Consider the following 17,879-nt stretch of genomic DNA (forward strand, 5'->3'; position numbering starts at 1 on the left):
GCATGATGCGTTCTGGTGTTATCGCCAAGAAGCTGGGCATGACCCGGCTGTTCCTCGAAGACGGCAAACAAGTTCCGGTTACCGTTCTTCAGCTCGACAACCTGCAAGTGGTCGCGCAGCGCACCGCCGAAAAAGACGGCTACACCGCCGTTCAGCTCGGCGCGGGCACTGCCAAGGCCAAGCGCACCACCGCTGCCATGCGTGGTCACTTCGCGAAAGCGAACGTGGCGCCCAAGCGCAAGGTCGCGGAGTTCCGCGTGTCGCCCGAAAACCTGATCGAAGTCGGCGCCGAGATCTCGGCCGAGCACTACAATGCCGGTCAGTTCGTGGACGTTGCCGGCACCTCGATCGGTAAAGGCTTTGCCGGTGCGATGAAGCGTCACAACTTCGGTGGTCTGCGCGCTTCGCACGGTGTGTCGATCTCGCACCGTTCGCACGGTTCGACCGGTCAGTGTCAGGACCCGGGCAAGGTGTTCAAGGGCAAGAAAATGGCTGGCCATCTGGGTGCCGTGCGTGTGACCACGCAAAACATCCAAGTGGTGAAGACCGATGCCGACCGTGGTCTGATCATGGTCAAGGGTTCGGTTCCGGGCGCCAAAGGCGGCTGGGTCACGATCAAGGACGCGGTCAAGAAACCGCTGCCCGCCGACGTGCCGATGCCTGCCGCTCTGAAATCGGCGGCGGCTGCCGCTGCTCCGGCCGAAGAAGTTTCGGTCGAAGGGGGTGAAGCATGAAACTCGATGTGATCAAGCTCGACGCCGGCAAGGCCGGTTCGATCGATCTGGCCGATGACATCTTCGGTCTGGAGCCCCGCGCGGACATCCTGCACCGTGTGGTGCGCTGGCAGCGTGCGAAAGCACAGGCCGGCACCCACTCGACGCTGGGCAAGTCGGAAGTCAGCTACTCGACCAAGAAGATCTATCGCCAGAAGGGCACCGGCGGCGCACGTCACGGTTCCAAGAAGGCCCCGATCTTCCGTCACGGTGGCGTTTACAAAGGCCCGACCCCGCGGTCGCACGCCCATGACCTGCCCAAGAAGTTCCGGGCTCTGGGTCTGAAGCATGCGCTGTCGTCGAAAGCCGCGACCGGCAACCTCGTGGTGCTGGAAGCTGCCGAAATGACCGAAGCCAAAACCGCGATCCTCGCCAAAGCGGCGAAGGAGCTGGGGTGGAAGCGCGTTCTGATCATCGACGGCGCCGACGTGAACGAGAACTTCGCCCGCGCCGCGCGCAACATCGAAGGTATCGATGTTCTGCCGACGATGGGTGCCAACGTGTATGACATCCTCAAGCGTGACACCCTGGTGATCACGAAGGCGGGTGTCGAAGCTCTGGAGGCTCGTCTGAAATGAGCGCGAAAGCTGAACACTACGACGTGATCGTCAAGCCGATCATCACCGAGAAAGCCACGATGGCGTCCGAAAACGGCGCGGTGGTCTTCCAGGTGGCGAACACCGCGACCAAGCCGCTGATCAAGGAAGCGGTCGAGGCGCTGTTCGGCGTGAAGGTCAAGGCGGTGAACACCGTCGTGACCAAGGGCAAGACCAAACGCTTCCGTGGCCGCCCCGGCGTGCGCTCGGACGTGAAGAAAGCCTATGTCACGCTGGAAGACGGAATGACTATCGACGTCTCCACCGGCCTCTGATAGAAGCCGCTACAAATCTCGCGGGCCCGAGTCTTCGGGCCCGTTGAGCTTTATCTTTTCAGGCAACTGAAACGTGAGCGGGGAGCTACGGCGCCCCATACGAAACGGACCTTTGGTCCAAAGCAACGGAAGACAGAGAGCATGGCACTCAAGTCGTATAAACCGACGACGCCGGGCCAGCGTGGGCTGGTTCTGATCGACCGTTCGGAGCTTTGGAAAGGCCGCCCCGTCAAAGCCCTCACCGAGGGTCTGACCAAGACGGGTGGCCGGAACAATACCGGGCGCGTCACGATGTGGCACAAGGGCGGCGGCGCGAAGCGTCTGTACCGCATTGTCGATTTCAAACGCCGCAAGTTCGATGTGGCCGCGACGGTCGAGCGGATCGAATACGATCCGAACCGCACCGCCTTCATCGCGCTGATCAAATACGAAGATGGCGAGCTGGCCTATATCCTGGCCCCGCAGCGTCTGGCGATCGGTGACAAGGTCATCGCTTCGGCGAAAGCCGACATCAAGCCGGGCAACGCGATGCCGTTCTCGGGCATGCCGATCGGTACGATCGTGCACAACGTCGAGCTGAAGCCGGGCAAGGGCGGTCAGCTGGCACGCGCCGCGGGCACCTACGCCCAGTTCGTCGGCCGTGACGGTGGCTATGCGCAGATCCGTCTGTCCTCGGGCGAGCTGCGTCTGGTGCGTCAGGAATGCATGGCGACCATCGGTGCCGTGTCGAACGCCGACCACTCGAACCAGAACCTGGGTAAAGCCGGTCGTAAACGTCACATGGGCGTGCGCCCGACCGTTCGCGGTGTTGCGATGAACCCGATCGACCACCCGCATGGTGGTGGTGAAGGCCGGACCTCGGGTGGTCGTCACCCGGTTACCCCGTGGGGTAAAGGGACCAAGGGCAACAAGACCCGCTCGAACAAGAAGACGGACAAGTACATTCTCCGTTCGCGCAACGCTAAGAAGGGTCGTTAAGACATGGCACGTTCTGTTTGGAAAGGCCCGTTCGTTGACGCCTATCTGCTGAAGAAAGCGGAAAAAGCGCGCGCGTCGGGCAAAGGCGAAGTGATCAAGATCTGGTCGCGTCGTTCCACCATCCTGCCGCAATTCGTGGGCCTCACCTTTGGGGTCTACAACGGTCAGAAACACATCCCGGTGAGTGTTACCGAAGAGATGATCGGTCAGAAGTTCGGTGAATATTCGCCGACCCGGACCTATTACGGTCACGCCGCCGACAAGAAAGCCAAGAGGAAGTAATCGCCATGGGTAAGGAACAGAATCCGCGCCGCGTGGCGGATAACGAAGCGATGGCCAAGACCAAAATGCTTCGCACCTCGCCGCAGAAACTCAATCTCGTTGCCGCGATGATCCGTGGCAAGAAGGTCGACAAGGCTCTGGCCGATCTGACCTTCTCGAAGAAGCGGATCGCTGACGACGTGAAGAAGTGCCTGCAGTCGGCGATCGCCAACGCTGAAAACAACCACGGCCTGGACGTCGACGCGCTTGTCGTCGCCGAAGCCTGGGTTGGCAAAAACCTTGTCATGAAACGCGGTCGTCCGCGCGCTCGTGGCCGGTTCGGCAAGATCATGAAGCCGTTTTCGGAAATCACCATCAAGGTGCGTCAAGTCGAGGAGCGTGCGTAATGGGACAGAAGGTTAACCCCATTGGGATGCGTCTCCAGGTCAACCGCACCTGGGACAGCCGCTGGTATGCCGACAGCAAAGACTACGGTAACCTGCTGCTCGAAGACCTGAAAATGCGCGATTTCATCCACACCGAAGCCAAGCAGGCCGGTGTGTCGCGCGTGATCATCGAGCGTCCGCACAAGAAGTGCCGCGTGACCATTCACGCTGCGCGTCCGGGTGTGATCATCGGCAAAAAAGGCGCCGATATCGAAACCCTGCGCAAGAAACTGGCGAACTTCACTGATTCGGAACTGCACCTCAACATCGTTGAAGTGCGCAAGCCCGAGCTGGACGCGCAACTGGTGGCCGAGTCGATCTGCCAGCAGCTGGAGCGTCGTGTGTCGTTCCGCCGTGCGATGAAGCGCGCCGTGCAGAACGCGATGCGCATGGGCGCCCTGGGCATCCGTGTGAACGTCGCGGGCCGTCTGGGCGGTGCCGAGATCGCGCGGACCGAATGGTACCGTGAAGGTCGCGTGCCGCTGCACACCCTGCGTGCCGACATCGACTATGCGACGGACGAAGCGTCGACCCCCTACGGGATCATCGGCGTGAAAGTCTGGATCTTCAAAGGCGAGATCATGGAACATGATCCGCAAGCGCGCGACCGCAAGGCCGCCGAGGCCCAGGAAGGCCCGGCCCCGCGTGGCCCGCGCCGTGACGCCCGCTGAGGAGTGTGAACAATGCTGCAACCGAAACGGACTAAGTTCCGCAAGCTGCACAAAGGCCGGATTCACGGCGAAGCCAAAGGCGGCTTCAACCTGAACTTCGGGTCTTTTGCCCTCAAAGCCACCGAGCCGGAGCGCGTCACCGCGCGGCAGATCGAAGCGGCCCGCCGCGCGATCACCCGCCACATGAAGCGTCAAGGCCGCGTCTGGATCCGTGTGTTCCCGGATACCCCGGTGACCTCGAAGCCGACCGAAGTGCGGATGGGTAAAGGTAAAGGCTCCGTCGACTTCTGGGCAGCCAAGGTGAAACCTGGCCGAATCATGTTCGAGATCGACGGTGTCTCGGAAGTGATCGCCCGCGAAGCCCTGCGTCTGGGCGCCAACAAACTGCCGGTGATGACCCGGATCGTTGCGCGCGAAGACTGGTAAGCGACCGAAAAGATCTTCAGACCCCCGAATTCGCTTCGGGGGTCTGTTTTTTTGAAGGCTGGCATTGCCAGCCCGGGGGTGCGGTGTTATACGCGCGCATCCTGAAATACGGACAGACATAACCCATCAGAGACAGGGTGACCCCAGTGGGGCCCTCTGATGCCAAGAAAGGACCTGGGATGAACGCCCAAGAACTCAAGGCGAAGACGCCTGACCAGCTGCGCGATGAGCTGGTCGCTCTGAAGAAGGAAGCCTTCAATCTGCGCTTCCAGCAGGCCACCGGTCAGCTCGAGAACACCGCCCGCATGCGTGCCGTCCGTCGTGACGTTGCCCGTGTGAAGACGGTCCTGAACCAAAAAGCCGCTGAAGCTGCGAACTGAGGAGTTTCCCAGATGCCCAAACGTATCCTGCAAGGCACCGTGACTTCGGACAAGAACGATCAGACGATCACCGTTCTGGTCGAGCGCCGTTTCAAGCACCCGCTGCTGCACAAGACCGTTCGTAAGTCCAAGAAATACCGGGCTCACGACGCCAACAACCAATTCAAGACCGGTGACATTGTTCGCATCGAAGAATGCGCACCGATTTCGAAGACGAAACGCTGGACGGTTGTTCTCGAGGCCTGAGGCCCCGGGATCAGTCACCAGTTTGTCGAAACCCTGGGGCCCCAATGAACTTGGACGTCCCCAAAGGTCGGGAGAAACCAAATGATCCAGATGCAGACCAATCTGGATGTTGCTGACAACAGCGGCGCTCGCCGTGTTCAGTGCATCAAGGTTCTGGGTGGTTCGCACCGTCGCTATGCGTCGGTGGGCGACATCATTGTCGTTTCCGTTAAGGAAGCCATCCCGCGCGGTCGCGTGAAGAAAGGTGACGTCCGCAAGGCCGTCGTCGTGCGCACCGCCAAAGAAGTTCGTCGTGAAGATGGCACCGCCATTCGCTTCGACCGCAACGCCGCCGTCATCCTGAACAACCAGGGCGAACCGGTCGGCACCCGTATCTTCGGGCCGGTCGTGCGCGAGCTGCGTGCGAAAAACTTCATGAAGATCATCTCGCTTGCTCCGGAGGTGCTGTGATGGCTGCCAAGCTCCGCAAAGGCGACAAGGTCGTCGTGCTCGCCGGTAAGGACAAGGGCAAACAGGGTGAAATCACCGCTGTCATGCCCAAGGACAACAAGGCGATCGTGGAAGGCGTGAACACCGCCATCCGTCACACCCGTCAGTCCCAGACCAGCCAGGGCGGCCGGATCGCGAAAGCGATGCCGATCGACCTGTCGAACCTGGCGCTGTTGGACGCCAATGGCAAAGCCACCCGCGTCGGCTTCCGCATGGAAGACGACAAGAAGGTGCGTTTCGCCAAGACCACCGGGGAGGCGATCTGATGCTCGACCAAGCCACCTACACCCCGCGCCTGAAAGCGCTCTACACGTCGTCGATCAAGGCCGCTCTGAAAGAAGAGTTCGGCTACAAGAACGACATGCAGATCCCGCGTCTGGACAAGATCGTCCTGAACATGGGCGTCGGCGAAGCCGTGAAAGACACCAAGAAGGTCAAGCAGGCCGCCGAAGAGCTGTCGCTCATCGCTGGTCAGAAGGCTGTCATCACCCACGCGAAAAAGTCGATCGCCGGCTTCCGCGTTCGTGAAGAGATGCCGCTCGGCTGCAAGGTCACCCTGCGTGGCGACCGCATGTACGAGTTCCTGGACCGTCTGATCAACATCGCGCTGCCCCGCGTCCGCGACTTCCGCGGCGTCAAAGGCACCTCGTTCGATGGCCGTGGCAACTATGCGATGGGCTTGAAAGAGCAAATCGTGTTCCCGGAAATTGACTTCGACAAAGTCGACGAAGTTCTGGGCATGGACATCATCATCTGCACCACCGCGACCAAAGACGCGGAAGCGAAGGCGCTGTTGAAGCAATTCAACATGCCCTTCAACAGCTGATCGCGGGGAGAGAGACCACATGGCTAAGAAATCCATGATTGAACGCGAAGTGAAGCGCGCGAAACTGGTGAAGAAATACGCCGGTAAACGCGCCTCGCTGAAGGCGATCATCGAAGACCAGAACCTGCCGATGGAAGATCGCTTCAAGGCGACCCTGAAACTGGCAGAGCTTCCCCGCAACTCGTCGGCCGTCCGTCTGCACAACCGTTGCCAGCTGACCGGCCGTCCCCATGCTTACTATCGTAAGCTCAAACTCTCGCGGATCATGCTGCGCGACCTGGCCTCCTTCGGTCAGATCCCCGGCATGGTGAAGTCGAGCTGGTAAGGAGAATCGGGAAATGTCGATGAACGATCCTCTCGGCGATATGCTGACCCGCATCCGCAACGCGCAACTGCGCGGCAAGTCCACTGTCAAGACGCCGGCGTCGAAGCTGCGCGCCTGGGTTCTGGATGTGCTGACCGCGGAAGGCTACATTCGCGGTTATGAAGCCACGACCGGTGCCGATGGCCACCCGGAACTGGAAATCAGCCTGAAGTATTTCGAGGGCACCCCGGTGATCCGCGAACTCAAGCGCGTCTCGACCCCCGGTCGCCGCGTTTACGCTTCGGTGAAAGACATCCCGGTGGTCCGTCAGGGCCTGGGCGTGTCGATCGTCTCCACGCCGAAAGGCGTCATGTCGGACGCGGCTGCGCGCACTGCCAATGTTGGCGGTGAAGTGCTCTGCACCGTGTTCTAAGGAGGGCTCCATGTCTCGTATTGGTAAAAAACCGGTCGAGCTTCCCAGCGGCGTTTCGGCGCAGCTGTCGGGCCAGACCATCGAAGTGAAGGGGCCGAAAGGCACCCGTAGCTTCACCGCCACCGACGATGTGACCATCACGCTGGATGGTCAGACCGTCGCCGTGACGCCGCGCGGCACCTCGAAGCGGGCTCGTCAGCAGTGGGGTATGACCCGCTCGATGATCGAGAACCTGGCGACGGGCGTGACCACCGGCTTCAAGAAAGAGCTTGAAATTCAAGGTGTGGGTTACCGCGCCGCGATGCAGGGCAACGTTCTGAAGCTGTCGCTCGGCTACTCGCACGAAGTGAACTTCGAAGTTCCGGCCGGGGTCACCGTGACCTCGCCGAAACAAACCGAAATCGTTGTGGAAGGCATCGACCAGCAGCTCGTTGGTCAGGTCGCCGCGAACATCCGCGAATGGCGTCAGCCCGAGCCCTACAAAGGCAAAGGCATCCGCTACAAGGGTGAGTTCGTGTTCCGCAAGGAAGGCAAGAAGAAGTAAGGGGCTGAGAGATGGCGAACAACAAAAGAGAGCTGTTCCTCAAGCGCCGCCTGCGCGTGCGGAACAAACTGCGGGCCATGGCCAACGGGCGTGCGCGTCTGTCGGTGCACCGTTCGTCGAAGAACATCAGCGTTCAGCTGATCGACGACGTCAAAGGTGTGACCCTGGCGGCCGCGTCGACCCTCGAGAAAGATCTCGGTGTGGTTGGCAAGAACAACGTCGAAGCGGCGGCGAAAGTCGGCGCGGCGATTGCGGAACGTGCGAAAAAAGCTGGCGTTGAAGAATGCTACTTCGATCGCGGCGGCTTCCTGTTCCACGGCAAGATCAAGGCTTTGGCCGATGCTGCCCGTGAAGGCGGCCTGAAGTTCTAAGCACAGGCGGGGGATGTTCGCGTCCCCCCGATGATCCGGGGGCGGTCTTTGGGCCGCCCACCAGGATTGGATGTTATCGGCGTGATACCACGCCATCACGAAAAGGAATGCCTCATGGCAGAACGTGAGAACCGCCGGGATCGCCGCGAAAGCCGCGAAGAGACCCCGGAATTCGCAGATCGCCTGGTTGCGATCAACCGTGTGTCGAAAACCGTGAAGGGTGGTAAGCGCTTCGGTTTCGCGGCCCTCGTCGTCGTCGGTGACCAGCGCGGTCGCGTCGGCTTCGGCAAAGGCAAGGCGAAAGAAGTGCCGGAAGCGATCCGCAAGGCGACCGAACAGGCGAAACGCTCGCTGATCCGCGTCGCTCTGAAAGATGCGCGCACGCTGCACCACGACATGGAAGGCCGTCACGGCGCTGGCAAGGTGGTGATGCGGACGGCTCCGGCCGGTACCGGGATCATCGCCGGTGGTCCGATGCGCGCCGTGTTCGAGATGCTGGGCGTGCAGGACGTTGTTGCGAAGTCGCTGGGCTCGCAGAACCCCTACAACATGATCCGCGCCACCATCGACGGCCTCAAGAAAGAAGCCTCGCCCCGTTCGGTCGCGCAGCGTCGCGGCAAGAAAGTGGCGGACATTCTGGCGAAACCCGAAGCCGAAGCTTCGGTCGAAGCCTGAGGAGTTTGAACCATGGCTACCATCGTTGTGAAACAGATCGCTTCGGCCGCGCGCCGCCCGGCGATTCAGGCTGCGACCCTGAAAGGTCTGGGTCTGGGCAAGATCAACCGCACCCGTGAGCTTGAGGATACCCCCTCGGTGCGCGGCATGGTCAACAAGATCCCGCATCTTGTGACCATCGTGGAAGAAAAAGCCTGAGCCTGACGGCCCGGGACAGTATCGAAACGCCCCGCCAGACGGCGGGGCGTTTTGCTTTGCGTGATATTCACTTGTGACGCGGCGCGATCTGGCGTCACGTTGCCCCAGACAAGCCAAGGAGAATCGGCATGGATCTGAACGAGCAGAAAGCGGAAACCGAACAGGTCTTCCGCGAGATTTCGCAGATGGAGACCCTGCCGGAAGCGGCCTGCATCAACTTCCAGTTCGTCGCCGAAGCGGGAGAGGCCGATTGGGACGGTTTCACCGAAGCGGCAGAGGCGCAGGGCTACACGGTGGAATGGTATGATGCGGACGACGAGGATGAAGCCTGCGTCGAGATCACCACGGCGATGGGCCCGCTGTCGCTTGAGGTGCTGTGGGGGCATGAAGAAAAACTGACGTTGCTGGGCGCGGTCTATGGGTTCGCGGCCGATGGCTGGGGCTTCTTCACCGAGTAAGCTGTTGCTTTCGGGGGCCGGGGGTTCTATACGCCCCCGGTGGGCTCTTCGGGGCCCCAGAATCAATGCCGCAAGGCGCAAACCAAGAAATGCCGTGTTTGTCCCATCCGTCGCTGGCGGGACAGTTCCGGCCTAGGAGATAGCGACATGAAACTTCATGAATTGGCCGATAACGCCGGTGCCGCCCGTAAGAAAAAACGCGTTGCGCGTGGTCCGGGTTCGGGCAAAGGCAAAACCGCTGGCCGTGGTATCAAAGGTCAGAAATCGCGTTCGGGCGTAGCGCTGAACGGCTATGAAGGCGGCCAGATGCCGCTCTATCGGCGTCTGCCGAAGCGTGGCTTCAACAAGCCCAACCAGAAATCCTTCGCGGTTATCAACCTGGGCCTGATCGAGAAATTCATCGCCGAGGGCAAGCTGGACGGCAAAGCCGAGATCACCGAAGACGCGCTGGTCGCTTCGGGTCTGGTCCGCCGCAAGCTGGACGGTATCCGCGTTCTGGCCAAGGGCGAAATCAAAACCAAGGTCGCGCTGAACGTGACCGGCGCTTCGAAAGCGGCCATCGAGGCCGTCGAGAAAGCCGGCGGCACGCTGACCGTGGTGGCTGCTGCCGCTGAATAAGCGGTTGTGGGCGGGCCTCGGCCCGCTTACATAGGCAACAGTTTTCCAGGCGCCGCCGACCGGGGAACGGTCCGGCGGCGCTTTCATGAAAGAGACGGGCATATGGCATCTGCTGCAGAGCAAATGGCGGCGAACCTGAGCTGGGACGCCCTGGGCAAAGCCACCGAGCTGCGCCAACGCATCTTCTTTACGATCGGTCTGCTGATCATCTACCGGCTGGGCACCTATATCCCGGTGCCGGGGATCGACGCGGTGGCGCTGCGGGAATTCATGGACAGCGCGGCTTCGGGGATCGGCGGCATGCTGTCGATGTTCACCGGCGGCGCGCTTGGTCGCATGGGGATCTTCGCGCTTGGCATCATGCCCTATATCTCGGCCTCGATCATCGTGCAGCTGCTGACCGCCATGGTCCCGGCGCTGGAGCAGATGAAGAAAGAGGGCGAGCAGGGCCGCAAGAAGATCAACCAGATCACCCGCTATGCGACCGTGGGTCTGGCGACCTTCCAGGCCTATGGTCTGGCCGTTTCGCTGCAATCGGGCGATCTGGCGCATGATCCGGGGCTGTTCTTCATTGCCTCGGTCGTCATCACGCTGGTCGGCGGCACGATGTTCCTGATGTGGCTGGGCGAACAGATCACCGCACGCGGCATCGGCAACGGCGTCTCGCTGATCATCTTCGTCGGTATCGTCGCCAACATCCCGGCCGCGCTGGCGCAGTTCTTCGCGCAGGGCCGTTCGGGCGCCGTCTCGACGCCGGTCATCCTGGGCGTGATGGTGATGGTTGTCGCGGTCATTGCCTTTGTGGTGTTCATGGAACGCGCGTTGCGCAAGATCCATATCCAATACCCCCGCCGTCAGGTGGGCATGAAAATCTATGACGGCGGCTCGTCGCATCTGCCGATCAAGGTGAACCCGGCCGGCGTGATCCCGGCGATCTTCGCCTCGTCGCTGTTGCTGCTGCCGACCACGATCGCCACCTTCTCGGGCTCGCAAACCGGCCCGGTGATGTCGACGATCTTGGCCTATTTCGGCCCCGGCCAGCCGCTGTATCTGGCGTTCTTCGCGGCAATGATCGTGTTCTTCGCCTATTTCTACACCGCCAACGTCGCGTTCAAATCCGACGAGGTGGCCGACAACCTGAAGAACCAGGGCGGCTTCATTCCGGGTATCCGTCCCGGCAAGAAAACCGAGGACTATCTGGATTACGTCGTGGCACGCGTTCTGGTGATCGGTTCGGCCTATCTGGCCGCGGTCTGCCTGCTGCCCGAGATCCTGCGCTCGCAACTGTCGATCCCGTTCTATTTCGGCGGCACCTCGGTGCTGATCGTGGTGTCGGTCACGATGGATACGATCAACCAGATCCAGTCGCATCTGCTGGCGCACCAGTATGAAGGGCTGATCGAGAAATCGCAGCTGCGCGGCAAGAAGAAGTCGGGTGCCCGCAAGGCTCCGGCACGTCGCTAAACGGGAGGATACCGATGACGAACATCATTCTTCTGGGGCCGCCGGGGGCGGGCAAGGGCACGCAGGCCCGCAAGCTGGTGGAAGAGCGCGGCATGGTGCAGCTGTCCACCGGGGACATGCTGCGCGAGGCCAAGACCTCGGGCACCGAGATGGGCAAGCGCGTGGCCGAGGTGATGGACCGCGGCCAACTGGTCACCGACGAAATCGTTAACGGTCTGATCGAGGAAAAGCTGAAAACCGCGGGCGGCAACGGCTTCATCTTCGACGGCTTCCCGCGCACGCTGCCGCAGGCGGATGCCTTGGGCAAGCTGCTGGCGAAGATCGGTTCGAAGCTGGATGCCGTGATCGAAATGCGGGTGGATGACGAGGCGCTGGTGCGCCGGATCACCGGCCGCTTCACCTGCGGCAATTGCGGCGAAGTCTATCACGACGAAACCAAGCCGACCAAGGTTCCGGGCACCTGCGATGTTTGCGGCAGCCACGATCTGAAGCGCCGTGCCGATGACAACGAAGACAGCCTGAAAACCCGGCTGATGGAATACTACAAGAAAACCTCTCCGCTGATCGGTTATTACTATGCGACGGGCGACCTGTTCACCGTCGACGGTCTGGCCGAAATCGACGATGTGGCGCGGCAGATGAGCGCCATTCTCGACCAGCAGGCGAGTTAACGCACCAAGGCGCTTGACCTTGAGGGAAAATCCTTCTAGGTCACAGCGTCTCGGTAGAGAATCGTCGTGAACCGGTAATCCCCGGCTGTGGCGAAGAGCGGCCCGAAGCACTGCTTTCGGGCCTTCGTTGTGAGAAAAGGTTCTGGGATTACGGAACCGCAACAATAAGGATACACGCTTTGGCACGTATTGCTGGCGTCAACATTCCGACCGGGAAACGCGTCCCGATCGCACTGACCTACATCACCGGTATCGGCCCCCATATCGCGGAACTGATCTGCGAAGCCGTGGGCATCGACCGCACCCGTCGCGTCAACGAACTGTCGGACGCCGAAGTCCTCGCCATCCGCGAGCACATCGACGCCAACTACACCGTGGAAGGCGATCTGCGTCGTGAGACCCAGATGAACATCAAGCGTCTGATGGACCTCGGTTGCTACCGTGGCCTGCGTCACCGCCGCAACCTGCCGGTTCGCGGTCAGCGCACGCACACCAACGCTCGTACCCGCAAGGGCCCCGCAAAAGCCATCGCCGGCAAGAAGAAGTAAGGGGAGCGTTGAAACATGGCACGTGATAAAACCCGCGTTAAGCGCAAGGAACGCAAAAACATCGCCGCTGGCGTTGTGCATGTGAACTCCTCGTTCAACAACACCAAGATCCTGATCTCGGACGTGCAGGGGAACGCCATTTCGTGGTCGTCCTCGGGCACCATGGGCTTCAAGGGCTCGCGTAAATCGACCCCCTATGCCGCGCAGATGGCTGCTGAAGACGCAGCCAAAAAGGCACAGGAACACGGCCTGAAAACCGTCGACGTCGAAGTGCAGGGCCCGGGCTCGGGTCGTGAGTCGGCGCTGCGTGCGCTGGCTGCTGCCGGTCTGAACATCACGTCGATTCGCGACGTGACCCCGATCGCACACAACGGCTGCCGCCCCCCGAAGCGTCGCCGCGTCTGATCTCGGACTTACCGATCGGGCCGTGCGGGAATTCCCCGCGCGGCCCGGTCGCTTTCGTTTATACCCTCGGGCGTCCCCGGCTTACGGACATGGGTTTGGGACAAGTATGGAGGCAGAACGCATGATCCACAAGAATTGGGCCGAGCTGATCAAACCGACTCAGCTTGAAGTCAAGCCGGGCAACGATCCGCAACGTCAGGCAACCGTGATCGCCGAACCGCTGGAGCGCGGCTTTGGTCTGACGCTGGGCAACGCGCTGCGCCGCGTGCTGATGAGCTCGCTGCAAGGCGCCGCCATCACCTCGGTGCAGATCGACAACGTGCTGCACGAGTTCTCGAGCGTGGCCGGTGTGCGTGAAGACGTCACCGACATCATCCTGAACCTCAAGGGCGTGTCGCTGAAGATGGACGTCGAAGGGCCGAAGCGCCTGTCGATCTCGGCCAAAGGGCCGGGCGTCGTGACCGCTGGCGACATCTCGGAATCGGCTGGTATCGAGGTCCTGAACAAGGATCACGTCGTTTGCCACCTGGACGACGGCGCCGACCTGTTCATGGAGCTGACCGTGAACACCGGCAAAGGCTATGTCGCGGCCGACAAGAACCGCCCCGAAGATGCGCCGATCGGTCTGATCCCGATTGATGCGATCTATTCGCCGGTCAAGAAAGTCGCCTACGAAGTGCAGCCGACCCGCGAAGGTCAGGTGCTGGACTACGACAAGCTGACGATGAAAATCGAAACCGACGGTTCGCTGACCCCGGAAGATGCCGTGGCCTATGCTGCACGCATCCTGCAGGACCAGCTGTCGATCTTCGTGAACTTCGACGAACCGGAATCGGCCAACAAGCAAGACGCGGACGACGGGCTGGAATTCAACCCGCTGCTGCTGAAGAAAGTGGACGAGCTGGAACTGTCGGTGCGTTCGGCCAACTGCCTGAAGAACGACAACATCGTCTATATCGGCGATCTGATCCAGAAAACCGAAGCCGAGATGCTGCGCACCCCGAACTTCGGTCGCAAGTCGCTGAACGAGATCAAGGAAGTGCTCTCGGGCATGGGCCTGCACCTTGGCATGGAAGTCGAGGATTGGCCGCCGGAGAACATCGAAGATCTGGCCAAGCGCTTCGAAGACCAGTTCTGATTGACAGATTTGGGGGGCGTGGGTTAAACGCCCCCCGACAATGCCGGGAATACCCGGGAAGTGAAGGGAAGAGAACGCTCCGGTGGAGCGTTATCGACCTGAACGGGCATGGTGCCCCAACGACGCTTCGTCCAACGCAGACGGGGCAACACAAAGTAAAACGCGACTAGTAGGAGACTATCATGCGTCACGCTCGCGGTTACCGCCGTCTGAACCGTACCCACGAACACCGCAAAGCGCTGTTCTCGAACATGTGCGGCTCGCTCATCGAGCATGAGCAAATCAAAACCACGCTGCCGAAAGCCAAGGAACTGCGTCCGATCATCGAAAAAATGATCACGCTGGCGAAACGCGGCGACCTGCACGCCCGCCGTCAGGCTGCGGCGATGCTGAAGCAAGACAAAGACGTGGCCAAGCTGTTCGAAGTGCTGGGCCCGCGCTACAAAGAGCGTGCCGGTGGCTACACCCGCGTTCTGAAAGCCGGCTTCCGCTACGGCGACATGGCGCCGATGGCGATCATCGAATTCGTGGATCGTGACGTGGCTGCCAAAGGCGCCGCCGACAAGGCCCGCGTCGAGGCCGAGGAAGCCGCCGAGGATTGATCCCGGAAGGCATCGAATTAGAAAAATCCCGCCCTTGTGGCGGGATTTTTTTATTGCCTGTTTAGGGGGCGGAGCGGTCTTTCCTGGGCCGCCGATTTGGCGGTTCCGTCAGGGCAGGGGGCGTAAGCTCGCGCTACACGATGTCTGCCATTTTCCACTTCTGGATGCGTGCCGGACGCTGGGCCCCTGTGTCGTTTCATGTCAAAAAAATCCCCTGAAACCATGCGGATAAGGGGCGAAAGGCCGGGTGGCTATGTAAAAGCTTCGCTGGCGATCATAGATATTGCGAAACACCACACGGAAAGCCTCGACATATACAGTTTAAAGTTGACGCCTTTCCATACAACTTGTCTAAAAAGATATGTCAATAAATCGCACGACCATGGAAATTCTGGACGAACTGACGGAGCTTTCGCCACTCGGATTCACCGTGGGGTTGCATATACGCTTTGCTACGCCGCTGCTGTATCACAGCACGTTTCCACCAGCCTGGGTGCGCCACTACAATGATAACAGCTATTATCTGCGCGATCCGCTGGTGTTTTGGGGGATTGGCACGACAGGCGTGACTCGCTGGAGCGAGATCGGCCTGCCCGATCCTTTCGATGTCATCAAGCAAGCTGCACAATTCGGGATGAAATACGGGGCTTCTGCGTCCTGTGGCCCGATTTCGTCGCGCTCGATTGTCGGGATCGGTCGAGGGGATCGCGAGTTCACCAATGAGGAGTTGGTGAAGCTGGAGGAGATCGCTTTGCGTCTGCACGAGGAGAATACACCTCCGACAGAGCTGACGCAGGCTCAGATCGAAGCACTACAATGCATTTCGAATGGGGATCGCCACACTGCTGCCGCAGCCAAACTGGGGATTTCGGAGAGTGCGCTGAAGGCTCGTTTGAAGTCAGCGCGCATCCGACTTGAGGCCCGCACCACCTCTGAGGCGGTGCGCAAAGCACGAGAATACAGATTGCTCTGAGCTCTGTGGCGCTTCCCGAAAGGTTTCAACCCAGAAGGAGGCACTACTATGGAAGCCACTACTCTCTCTTACACCAATCTGCACAACCACGGGGAGTTGTTCGCAAATTTCTTTCGTGCAAGGCACGAAACCTTCATCAGCCGCAAGCGGTGGGATCTGCCGCAGGTCGATGGGATGGAATTCGACCAGTACGACACGGCGGCAAGCCGCTGGGTCGCGGTGCATGATCGCGGCCAGATTCTGGCAGGTGTGCGGCTGATCCCGACCACCCATCAGGTCGGGATCTACAGCTACATGATCCGCGATGCTCAACGCGGGCTGCTGCCGTCGATCCCCTCGCATCTGCTGTATGAAGAAGCGCCGATTGCCAGCCATATCTGGGAATGCTCGCGCATCTTCGTGTCCGAGCATGTGCCCGCCCAACAGCGCATGTCGGTTCATTCCCAGCTGATCCGTGAAATGGTCGTCTCGGCGCGCCATTTGGGGGCGTCGAAAGTCCTAGGCCTGATTCCCGCGGTGGCGGTGCGGGGCGGGCGGCGCGTCGGCCTTGAATGCGTGCCGACGGGTCCGGTTCTGGACATTGACGGCGCCCATGTCTGTGTGGAAATCAGCCTCGCAACGAAGCTGCATTAACGTTGATCGCGTTAATGAAACGATAAGGTTAATGGCGTAGGCTGGCTACTCAGATCCCTTATTTTTCTACCCTTGCCCCTGCCTTTGGCAGGGGCTTCTCTTTGGGGGCTTTTGTTGGCCGGGGCGCGGCGTTACTGATGGTCCATGCCAGATCTGTTCGACTCCCCCTCGGCGCCAGAGGCCACACCGGCCCACCGCCCACTTGCGGACCGCCTGCGCCCGCAGCACCTGTCCGAGGTGATCGGACAGGAACATGTGCTTGGCCCCGAGGGGCCGCTGGGGGCAATGCTGGCGGCAGGCTCGCTCAGCTCGCTCATCCTCTGGGGTCCGCCCGGCGTCGGAAAGACCACGATCGCGCGGCTGCTGGCATCGGAAACCGACCGCGCCTTCGTGCCGATCTCGGCGATCTTCACGGGCGTGCCGGAACTGCGCAAGGTGTTCGAGGCCGCCAAGCTGCGCTTCGCCCAGGGGCGCGGCACGCTGCTGTTCGTCGACGAAATCCACCGTTTCAACAAGGCGCAACAGGACAGCTTCCTGCCCTATATGGAGGATGGCACGATCCTGCTGGTCGGCGCCACCACCGAAAACCCGAGTTTCGAGCTGAACGCCGCCGTGCTGAGCCGCGCGCAGGTGATCGTGCTGGAACGGCTGAGCCTGGCCGATCTGGAACGGCTGGCGCAGCGGGCCGAACAGGTGTTGGGCCGGGCGCTGCCGCTGAAAGCCCCCGCCCGCGAGGCGCTGCTGGAGATGGCCGATGGCGACGGACGCGCGGCGCTGAACCTGATCGAGCAGGTGATGGCCTGGAAGCTGCAGGCTCCGCTGGATACGCAGGCGTTGTCGACCCGGCTGATGCGGCGCGCGGCGAAATACGACAAGTCGGGGGACGAGCATTACAACCTGATTTCGGCACTGCACAAATCGGTGCGCGGATCGGACCCGGACGCGGCGCTTTACTGGTTTTCGCGGATGCTGGAGGGCGGCGAAGACCCGCGCTATCTGGCGCGGCGTTTTGTGCGCATGGCGGTGGAAGATATCGGTCTGGCCGATCCGCAGGCGCAGACGCATGCGCTGCACGCCTGGGAGGTCTATGAACGTCTGGGCAGCCCCGAGGGCGAGTTGGCGCTGGCGCAGACCGTGATCTACCTGGCGCTCGCGCCGAAATCGAACGCGGGCTACATGGCCTATAAAATGGCGCGCGCCGAGGCGCGGCGCTCTGGCTCGGAGCCGCCGCCCAAGCATATTCTGAACGCGCCGACCAAGCTGATGGAAAAGCAGGGTTATGGCGCGGGCTATGCCTATGACCATGATGCCGAAGACGGGTTCTCGGGGCAGAACTATTTCCCCGAAACGATGAAACGCCCGGTGCTGTATAGCCCGGTCGAGCGCGGCTTCGAGCGCGAGCTGAAGAAGCGCGTCGAGTGGTTCGCAAAGCTGCGCGAGAAGCGCAACGGTTGACATTTCACGCCCGTCCGGCAAG

The 17,879-nt window shown here is 61.0% G+C and carries 30 protein-coding genes; all 30 read left to right on the plus strand.

Translation table 11 applies throughout. The features are described 5' to 3' along the window. Positions 1 to 2 precede the first annotated feature (2 nt). The 30 genes from rplC to P2G62_RS03625 all read left to right on the plus strand — a co-directional run bounded on the left by rplC (position 3) and on the right by P2G62_RS03625 (position 17,857). Positions 3 to 734: a 50S ribosomal protein L3 gene (rplC, locus tag P2G62_RS03480; protein WP_275733478.1), complete on the plus strand. Its 732-nt coding sequence runs from the start codon at positions 3 to 5 to the stop codon at positions 732 to 734. Then, positions 731 to 1,351, plus strand: a complete 621-nt coding sequence (rplD, locus tag P2G62_RS03485) for a 50S ribosomal protein L4 (protein ID WP_275733479.1) — start codon at positions 731 to 733, stop codon at positions 1,349 to 1,351. Before rplC ends, rplD begins: the two co-directional genes overlap by 4 nt. Next, on the plus strand, positions 1,348 to 1,644 hold the full coding sequence (locus tag P2G62_RS03490; protein ID WP_275733480.1) for a 50S ribosomal protein L23: 297 nt from the start codon (positions 1,348 to 1,350) through the stop codon (positions 1,642 to 1,644). The genes rplD and P2G62_RS03490 overlap by 4 nt, the downstream gene beginning before the upstream one ends. Positions 1,645 to 1,785: 141 nt before the next feature. Then, positions 1,786 to 2,622: a 50S ribosomal protein L2 gene (gene rplB / locus P2G62_RS03495; protein ID WP_275733481.1), complete on the plus strand. Its 837-nt coding sequence runs from the start codon at positions 1,786 to 1,788 to the stop codon at positions 2,620 to 2,622. A gap of 3 nt (positions 2,623 to 2,625) precedes the next feature. Beyond that, a complete protein-coding gene (gene rpsS / locus P2G62_RS03500; protein ID WP_275733482.1) occupies positions 2,626 to 2,904 on the plus strand; it encodes a 30S ribosomal protein S19 in 279 nt (92 codons plus the stop codon). Positions 2,905 to 2,909: 5 nt separating this feature from the next. Further along, positions 2,910 to 3,290, plus strand: coding sequence for a 50S ribosomal protein L22 (rplV, locus tag P2G62_RS03505; protein WP_275733483.1), 381 nt, complete (start codon positions 2,910 to 2,912; stop codon positions 3,288 to 3,290). Continuing rightward, positions 3,290 to 4,000: a 30S ribosomal protein S3 gene (gene rpsC / locus P2G62_RS03510; RefSeq protein ID WP_275733484.1), complete on the plus strand. Its 711-nt coding sequence runs from the start codon at positions 3,290 to 3,292 to the stop codon at positions 3,998 to 4,000. Before rplV ends, rpsC begins: the two co-directional genes overlap by 1 nt. 12 nt (positions 4,001 to 4,012) lie before the next feature. After that, on the plus strand, positions 4,013 to 4,426 hold the full coding sequence (rplP, locus tag P2G62_RS03515; RefSeq protein WP_275733485.1) for a 50S ribosomal protein L16: 414 nt from the start codon (positions 4,013 to 4,015) through the stop codon (positions 4,424 to 4,426). A gap of 179 nt (positions 4,427 to 4,605) precedes the next feature. Next, the gene (gene rpmC, locus P2G62_RS03520) at positions 4,606 to 4,806 is read left to right on the plus strand and encodes a 50S ribosomal protein L29 (protein WP_275733486.1); all 201 of its coding nucleotides are present in this window, start codon (positions 4,606 to 4,608) and stop codon (positions 4,804 to 4,806) included. A gap of 12 nt (positions 4,807 to 4,818) precedes the next feature. After that, positions 4,819 to 5,052: a 30S ribosomal protein S17 gene (gene rpsQ, locus P2G62_RS03525; RefSeq protein ID WP_275733487.1), complete on the plus strand. Its 234-nt coding sequence runs from the start codon at positions 4,819 to 4,821 to the stop codon at positions 5,050 to 5,052. 81 nt (positions 5,053 to 5,133) lie between these two features. Next, a complete protein-coding gene (rplN, locus tag P2G62_RS03530; RefSeq protein WP_022705624.1) occupies positions 5,134 to 5,502 on the plus strand; it encodes a 50S ribosomal protein L14 in 369 nt (122 codons plus the stop codon). Beyond that, positions 5,502 to 5,807: a 50S ribosomal protein L24 gene (gene rplX, locus P2G62_RS03535; RefSeq protein WP_275733488.1), complete on the plus strand. Its 306-nt coding sequence runs from the start codon at positions 5,502 to 5,504 to the stop codon at positions 5,805 to 5,807. The genes rplN and rplX overlap by 1 nt, the downstream gene beginning before the upstream one ends. Beyond that, positions 5,807 to 6,367 carry a 50S ribosomal protein L5 gene (gene rplE / locus P2G62_RS03540; RefSeq protein ID WP_275733489.1) on the plus strand — a complete coding sequence of 187 codons (561 nt, stop codon included), beginning with the start codon at positions 5,807 to 5,809 and terminating at the stop codon, positions 6,365 to 6,367. Before rplX ends, rplE begins: the two co-directional genes overlap by 1 nt. Positions 6,368 to 6,386: 19 nt before the next feature. Beyond that, positions 6,387 to 6,692: a 30S ribosomal protein S14 gene (rpsN, locus tag P2G62_RS03545; protein ID WP_275733490.1), complete on the plus strand. Its 306-nt coding sequence runs from the start codon at positions 6,387 to 6,389 to the stop codon at positions 6,690 to 6,692. A gap of 13 nt (positions 6,693 to 6,705) precedes the next feature. Continuing rightward, positions 6,706 to 7,104 carry a 30S ribosomal protein S8 gene (gene rpsH, locus P2G62_RS03550; RefSeq protein WP_275733491.1) on the plus strand — a complete coding sequence of 133 codons (399 nt, stop codon included), beginning with the start codon at positions 6,706 to 6,708 and terminating at the stop codon, positions 7,102 to 7,104. 10 nt (positions 7,105 to 7,114) lie between these two features. Next, positions 7,115 to 7,648, plus strand: coding sequence for a 50S ribosomal protein L6 (rplF, locus tag P2G62_RS03555; RefSeq protein ID WP_275733492.1), 534 nt, complete (start codon positions 7,115 to 7,117; stop codon positions 7,646 to 7,648). A gap of 11 nt (positions 7,649 to 7,659) precedes the next feature. After that, a complete protein-coding gene (gene rplR, locus P2G62_RS03560; protein ID WP_275733493.1) occupies positions 7,660 to 8,019 on the plus strand; it encodes a 50S ribosomal protein L18 in 360 nt (119 codons plus the stop codon). A 114-nt stretch (positions 8,020 to 8,133) separates the two neighbouring features. Then, a complete protein-coding gene (gene rpsE, locus P2G62_RS03565; protein WP_275733494.1) occupies positions 8,134 to 8,694 on the plus strand; it encodes a 30S ribosomal protein S5 in 561 nt (186 codons plus the stop codon). Between the two features lie 12 nt (positions 8,695 to 8,706). Then, positions 8,707 to 8,892, plus strand: coding sequence for a 50S ribosomal protein L30 (rpmD, locus tag P2G62_RS03570; RefSeq protein ID WP_275733495.1), 186 nt, complete (start codon positions 8,707 to 8,709; stop codon positions 8,890 to 8,892). A gap of 128 nt (positions 8,893 to 9,020) precedes the next feature. Next, on the plus strand, positions 9,021 to 9,350 hold the full coding sequence (locus P2G62_RS03575; protein ID WP_275733496.1) for a ribonuclease E inhibitor RraB: 330 nt from the start codon (positions 9,021 to 9,023) through the stop codon (positions 9,348 to 9,350). Positions 9,351 to 9,497: 147 nt separating this feature from the next. Continuing rightward, the gene (gene rplO, locus P2G62_RS03580) at positions 9,498 to 9,968 is read left to right on the plus strand and encodes a 50S ribosomal protein L15 (RefSeq protein ID WP_275733497.1); all 471 of its coding nucleotides are present in this window, start codon (positions 9,498 to 9,500) and stop codon (positions 9,966 to 9,968) included. 102 nt (positions 9,969 to 10,070) lie between these two features. Further along, positions 10,071 to 11,432, plus strand: coding sequence for a preprotein translocase subunit SecY (secY, locus tag P2G62_RS03585; RefSeq protein ID WP_275733498.1), 1,362 nt, complete (start codon positions 10,071 to 10,073; stop codon positions 11,430 to 11,432). 14 nt (positions 11,433 to 11,446) lie between these two features. After that, positions 11,447 to 12,103: an adenylate kinase gene (locus tag P2G62_RS03590; RefSeq protein WP_275733499.1), complete on the plus strand. Its 657-nt coding sequence runs from the start codon at positions 11,447 to 11,449 to the stop codon at positions 12,101 to 12,103. A gap of 179 nt (positions 12,104 to 12,282) precedes the next feature. Further along, positions 12,283 to 12,651 carry a 30S ribosomal protein S13 gene (gene rpsM / locus P2G62_RS03595; RefSeq protein ID WP_275733500.1) on the plus strand — a complete coding sequence of 123 codons (369 nt, stop codon included), beginning with the start codon at positions 12,283 to 12,285 and terminating at the stop codon, positions 12,649 to 12,651. A 15-nt stretch (positions 12,652 to 12,666) separates the two neighbouring features. Further along, positions 12,667 to 13,056 carry a 30S ribosomal protein S11 gene (rpsK, locus tag P2G62_RS03600; RefSeq protein WP_275733501.1) on the plus strand — a complete coding sequence of 130 codons (390 nt, stop codon included), beginning with the start codon at positions 12,667 to 12,669 and terminating at the stop codon, positions 13,054 to 13,056. A gap of 121 nt (positions 13,057 to 13,177) precedes the next feature. Then, positions 13,178 to 14,194 (plus strand): DNA-directed RNA polymerase subunit alpha, encoded by a 1,017-nt coding sequence (locus P2G62_RS03605; protein ID WP_275733502.1) that lies wholly within the window; start codon positions 13,178 to 13,180, stop codon positions 14,192 to 14,194. Between the two features lie 182 nt (positions 14,195 to 14,376). Continuing rightward, a complete protein-coding gene (gene rplQ, locus P2G62_RS03610; protein ID WP_275733503.1) occupies positions 14,377 to 14,796 on the plus strand; it encodes a 50S ribosomal protein L17 in 420 nt (139 codons plus the stop codon). 382 nt (positions 14,797 to 15,178) lie between these two features. After that, positions 15,179 to 15,769: an autoinducer binding domain-containing protein gene (locus P2G62_RS03615; protein ID WP_275733504.1), complete on the plus strand. Its 591-nt coding sequence runs from the start codon at positions 15,179 to 15,181 to the stop codon at positions 15,767 to 15,769. 48 nt (positions 15,770 to 15,817) lie between these two features. Beyond that, positions 15,818 to 16,402 carry an acyl-homoserine-lactone synthase gene (locus tag P2G62_RS03620; RefSeq protein ID WP_275733505.1) on the plus strand — a complete coding sequence of 195 codons (585 nt, stop codon included), beginning with the start codon at positions 15,818 to 15,820 and terminating at the stop codon, positions 16,400 to 16,402. 144 nt (positions 16,403 to 16,546) lie between these two features. Further along, positions 16,547 to 17,857: a replication-associated recombination protein A gene (locus P2G62_RS03625; protein WP_275733506.1), complete on the plus strand. Its 1,311-nt coding sequence runs from the start codon at positions 16,547 to 16,549 to the stop codon at positions 17,855 to 17,857. Positions 17,858 to 17,879 lie beyond the last annotated feature (22 nt).

Source organism: Paenirhodobacter sp. CAU 1674, assembly GCF_029222945.1.
Classification (GTDB): Bacteria; Pseudomonadota; Alphaproteobacteria; order Rhodobacterales; family Rhodobacteraceae; genus Rhodobacter.

What these genes read in the sequence shown, in the direction of transcription:
- P2G62_RS03605 (WP_275733502.1), top strand. Translation starts at nt 13,178, where the DNA reads ATGATCCACAAGAATTGGGCCGAGCTGATCAAACCGACTCAGCTTGAA.
- rplD (WP_275733479.1), top strand. Translation starts at nt 731, where the DNA reads ATGAAACTCGATGTGATCAAGCTCGACGCCGGCAAGGCCGGTTCGATC.
- rpsE (WP_275733494.1), top strand. Translation starts at nt 8,134, where the DNA reads ATGGCAGAACGTGAGAACCGCCGGGATCGCCGCGAAAGCCGCGAAGAG.
- rplR (WP_275733493.1), top strand. Translation starts at nt 7,660, where the DNA reads ATGGCGAACAACAAAAGAGAGCTGTTCCTCAAGCGCCGCCTGCGCGTG.
- rpmC (WP_275733486.1), top strand. Translation starts at nt 4,606, where the DNA reads ATGAACGCCCAAGAACTCAAGGCGAAGACGCCTGACCAGCTGCGCGAT.
- rplE (WP_275733489.1), top strand. Translation starts at nt 5,807, where the DNA reads ATGCTCGACCAAGCCACCTACACCCCGCGCCTGAAAGCGCTCTACACG.
- rpsK (WP_275733501.1), top strand. Translation starts at nt 12,667, where the DNA reads ATGGCACGTGATAAAACCCGCGTTAAGCGCAAGGAACGCAAAAACATC.
- P2G62_RS03575 (WP_275733496.1), top strand. Translation starts at nt 9,021, where the DNA reads ATGGATCTGAACGAGCAGAAAGCGGAAACCGAACAGGTCTTCCGCGAG.
- P2G62_RS03625 (WP_275733506.1), top strand. Translation starts at nt 16,547, where the DNA reads ATGCCAGATCTGTTCGACTCCCCCTCGGCGCCAGAGGCCACACCGGCC.
- P2G62_RS03615 (WP_275733504.1), top strand. Translation starts at nt 15,179, where the DNA reads ATGGAAATTCTGGACGAACTGACGGAGCTTTCGCCACTCGGATTCACC.
- P2G62_RS03620 (WP_275733505.1), top strand. Translation starts at nt 15,818, where the DNA reads ATGGAAGCCACTACTCTCTCTTACACCAATCTGCACAACCACGGGGAG.
- rpsN (WP_275733490.1), top strand. Translation starts at nt 6,387, where the DNA reads ATGGCTAAGAAATCCATGATTGAACGCGAAGTGAAGCGCGCGAAACTG.
- rplB (WP_275733481.1), top strand. Translation starts at nt 1,786, where the DNA reads ATGGCACTCAAGTCGTATAAACCGACGACGCCGGGCCAGCGTGGGCTG.
- rplQ (WP_275733503.1), top strand. Translation starts at nt 14,377, where the DNA reads ATGCGTCACGCTCGCGGTTACCGCCGTCTGAACCGTACCCACGAACAC.
- rplX (WP_275733488.1), top strand. Translation starts at nt 5,502, where the DNA reads ATGGCTGCCAAGCTCCGCAAAGGCGACAAGGTCGTCGTGCTCGCCGGT.
- rpmD (WP_275733495.1), top strand. Translation starts at nt 8,707, where the DNA reads ATGGCTACCATCGTTGTGAAACAGATCGCTTCGGCCGCGCGCCGCCCG.
- rplC (WP_275733478.1), top strand. Translation starts at nt 3, where the DNA reads ATGATGCGTTCTGGTGTTATCGCCAAGAAGCTGGGCATGACCCGGCTG.
- rpsH (WP_275733491.1), top strand. Translation starts at nt 6,706, where the DNA reads ATGTCGATGAACGATCCTCTCGGCGATATGCTGACCCGCATCCGCAAC.
- P2G62_RS03590 (WP_275733499.1), top strand. Translation starts at nt 11,447, where the DNA reads ATGACGAACATCATTCTTCTGGGGCCGCCGGGGGCGGGCAAGGGCACG.
- rpsQ (WP_275733487.1), top strand. Translation starts at nt 4,819, where the DNA reads ATGCCCAAACGTATCCTGCAAGGCACCGTGACTTCGGACAAGAACGAT.
- secY (WP_275733498.1), top strand. Translation starts at nt 10,071, where the DNA reads ATGGCATCTGCTGCAGAGCAAATGGCGGCGAACCTGAGCTGGGACGCC.
- P2G62_RS03490 (WP_275733480.1), top strand. Translation starts at nt 1,348, where the DNA reads ATGAGCGCGAAAGCTGAACACTACGACGTGATCGTCAAGCCGATCATC.
- rplV (WP_275733483.1), top strand. Translation starts at nt 2,910, where the DNA reads ATGGGTAAGGAACAGAATCCGCGCCGCGTGGCGGATAACGAAGCGATG.
- rplO (WP_275733497.1), top strand. Translation starts at nt 9,498, where the DNA reads ATGAAACTTCATGAATTGGCCGATAACGCCGGTGCCGCCCGTAAGAAA.
- rpsC (WP_275733484.1), top strand. Translation starts at nt 3,290, where the DNA reads ATGGGACAGAAGGTTAACCCCATTGGGATGCGTCTCCAGGTCAACCGC.
- rplF (WP_275733492.1), top strand. Translation starts at nt 7,115, where the DNA reads ATGTCTCGTATTGGTAAAAAACCGGTCGAGCTTCCCAGCGGCGTTTCG.
- rpsS (WP_275733482.1), top strand. Translation starts at nt 2,626, where the DNA reads ATGGCACGTTCTGTTTGGAAAGGCCCGTTCGTTGACGCCTATCTGCTG.
- rplN (WP_022705624.1), top strand. Translation starts at nt 5,134, where the DNA reads ATGATCCAGATGCAGACCAATCTGGATGTTGCTGACAACAGCGGCGCT.
- rplP (WP_275733485.1), top strand. Translation starts at nt 4,013, where the DNA reads ATGCTGCAACCGAAACGGACTAAGTTCCGCAAGCTGCACAAAGGCCGG.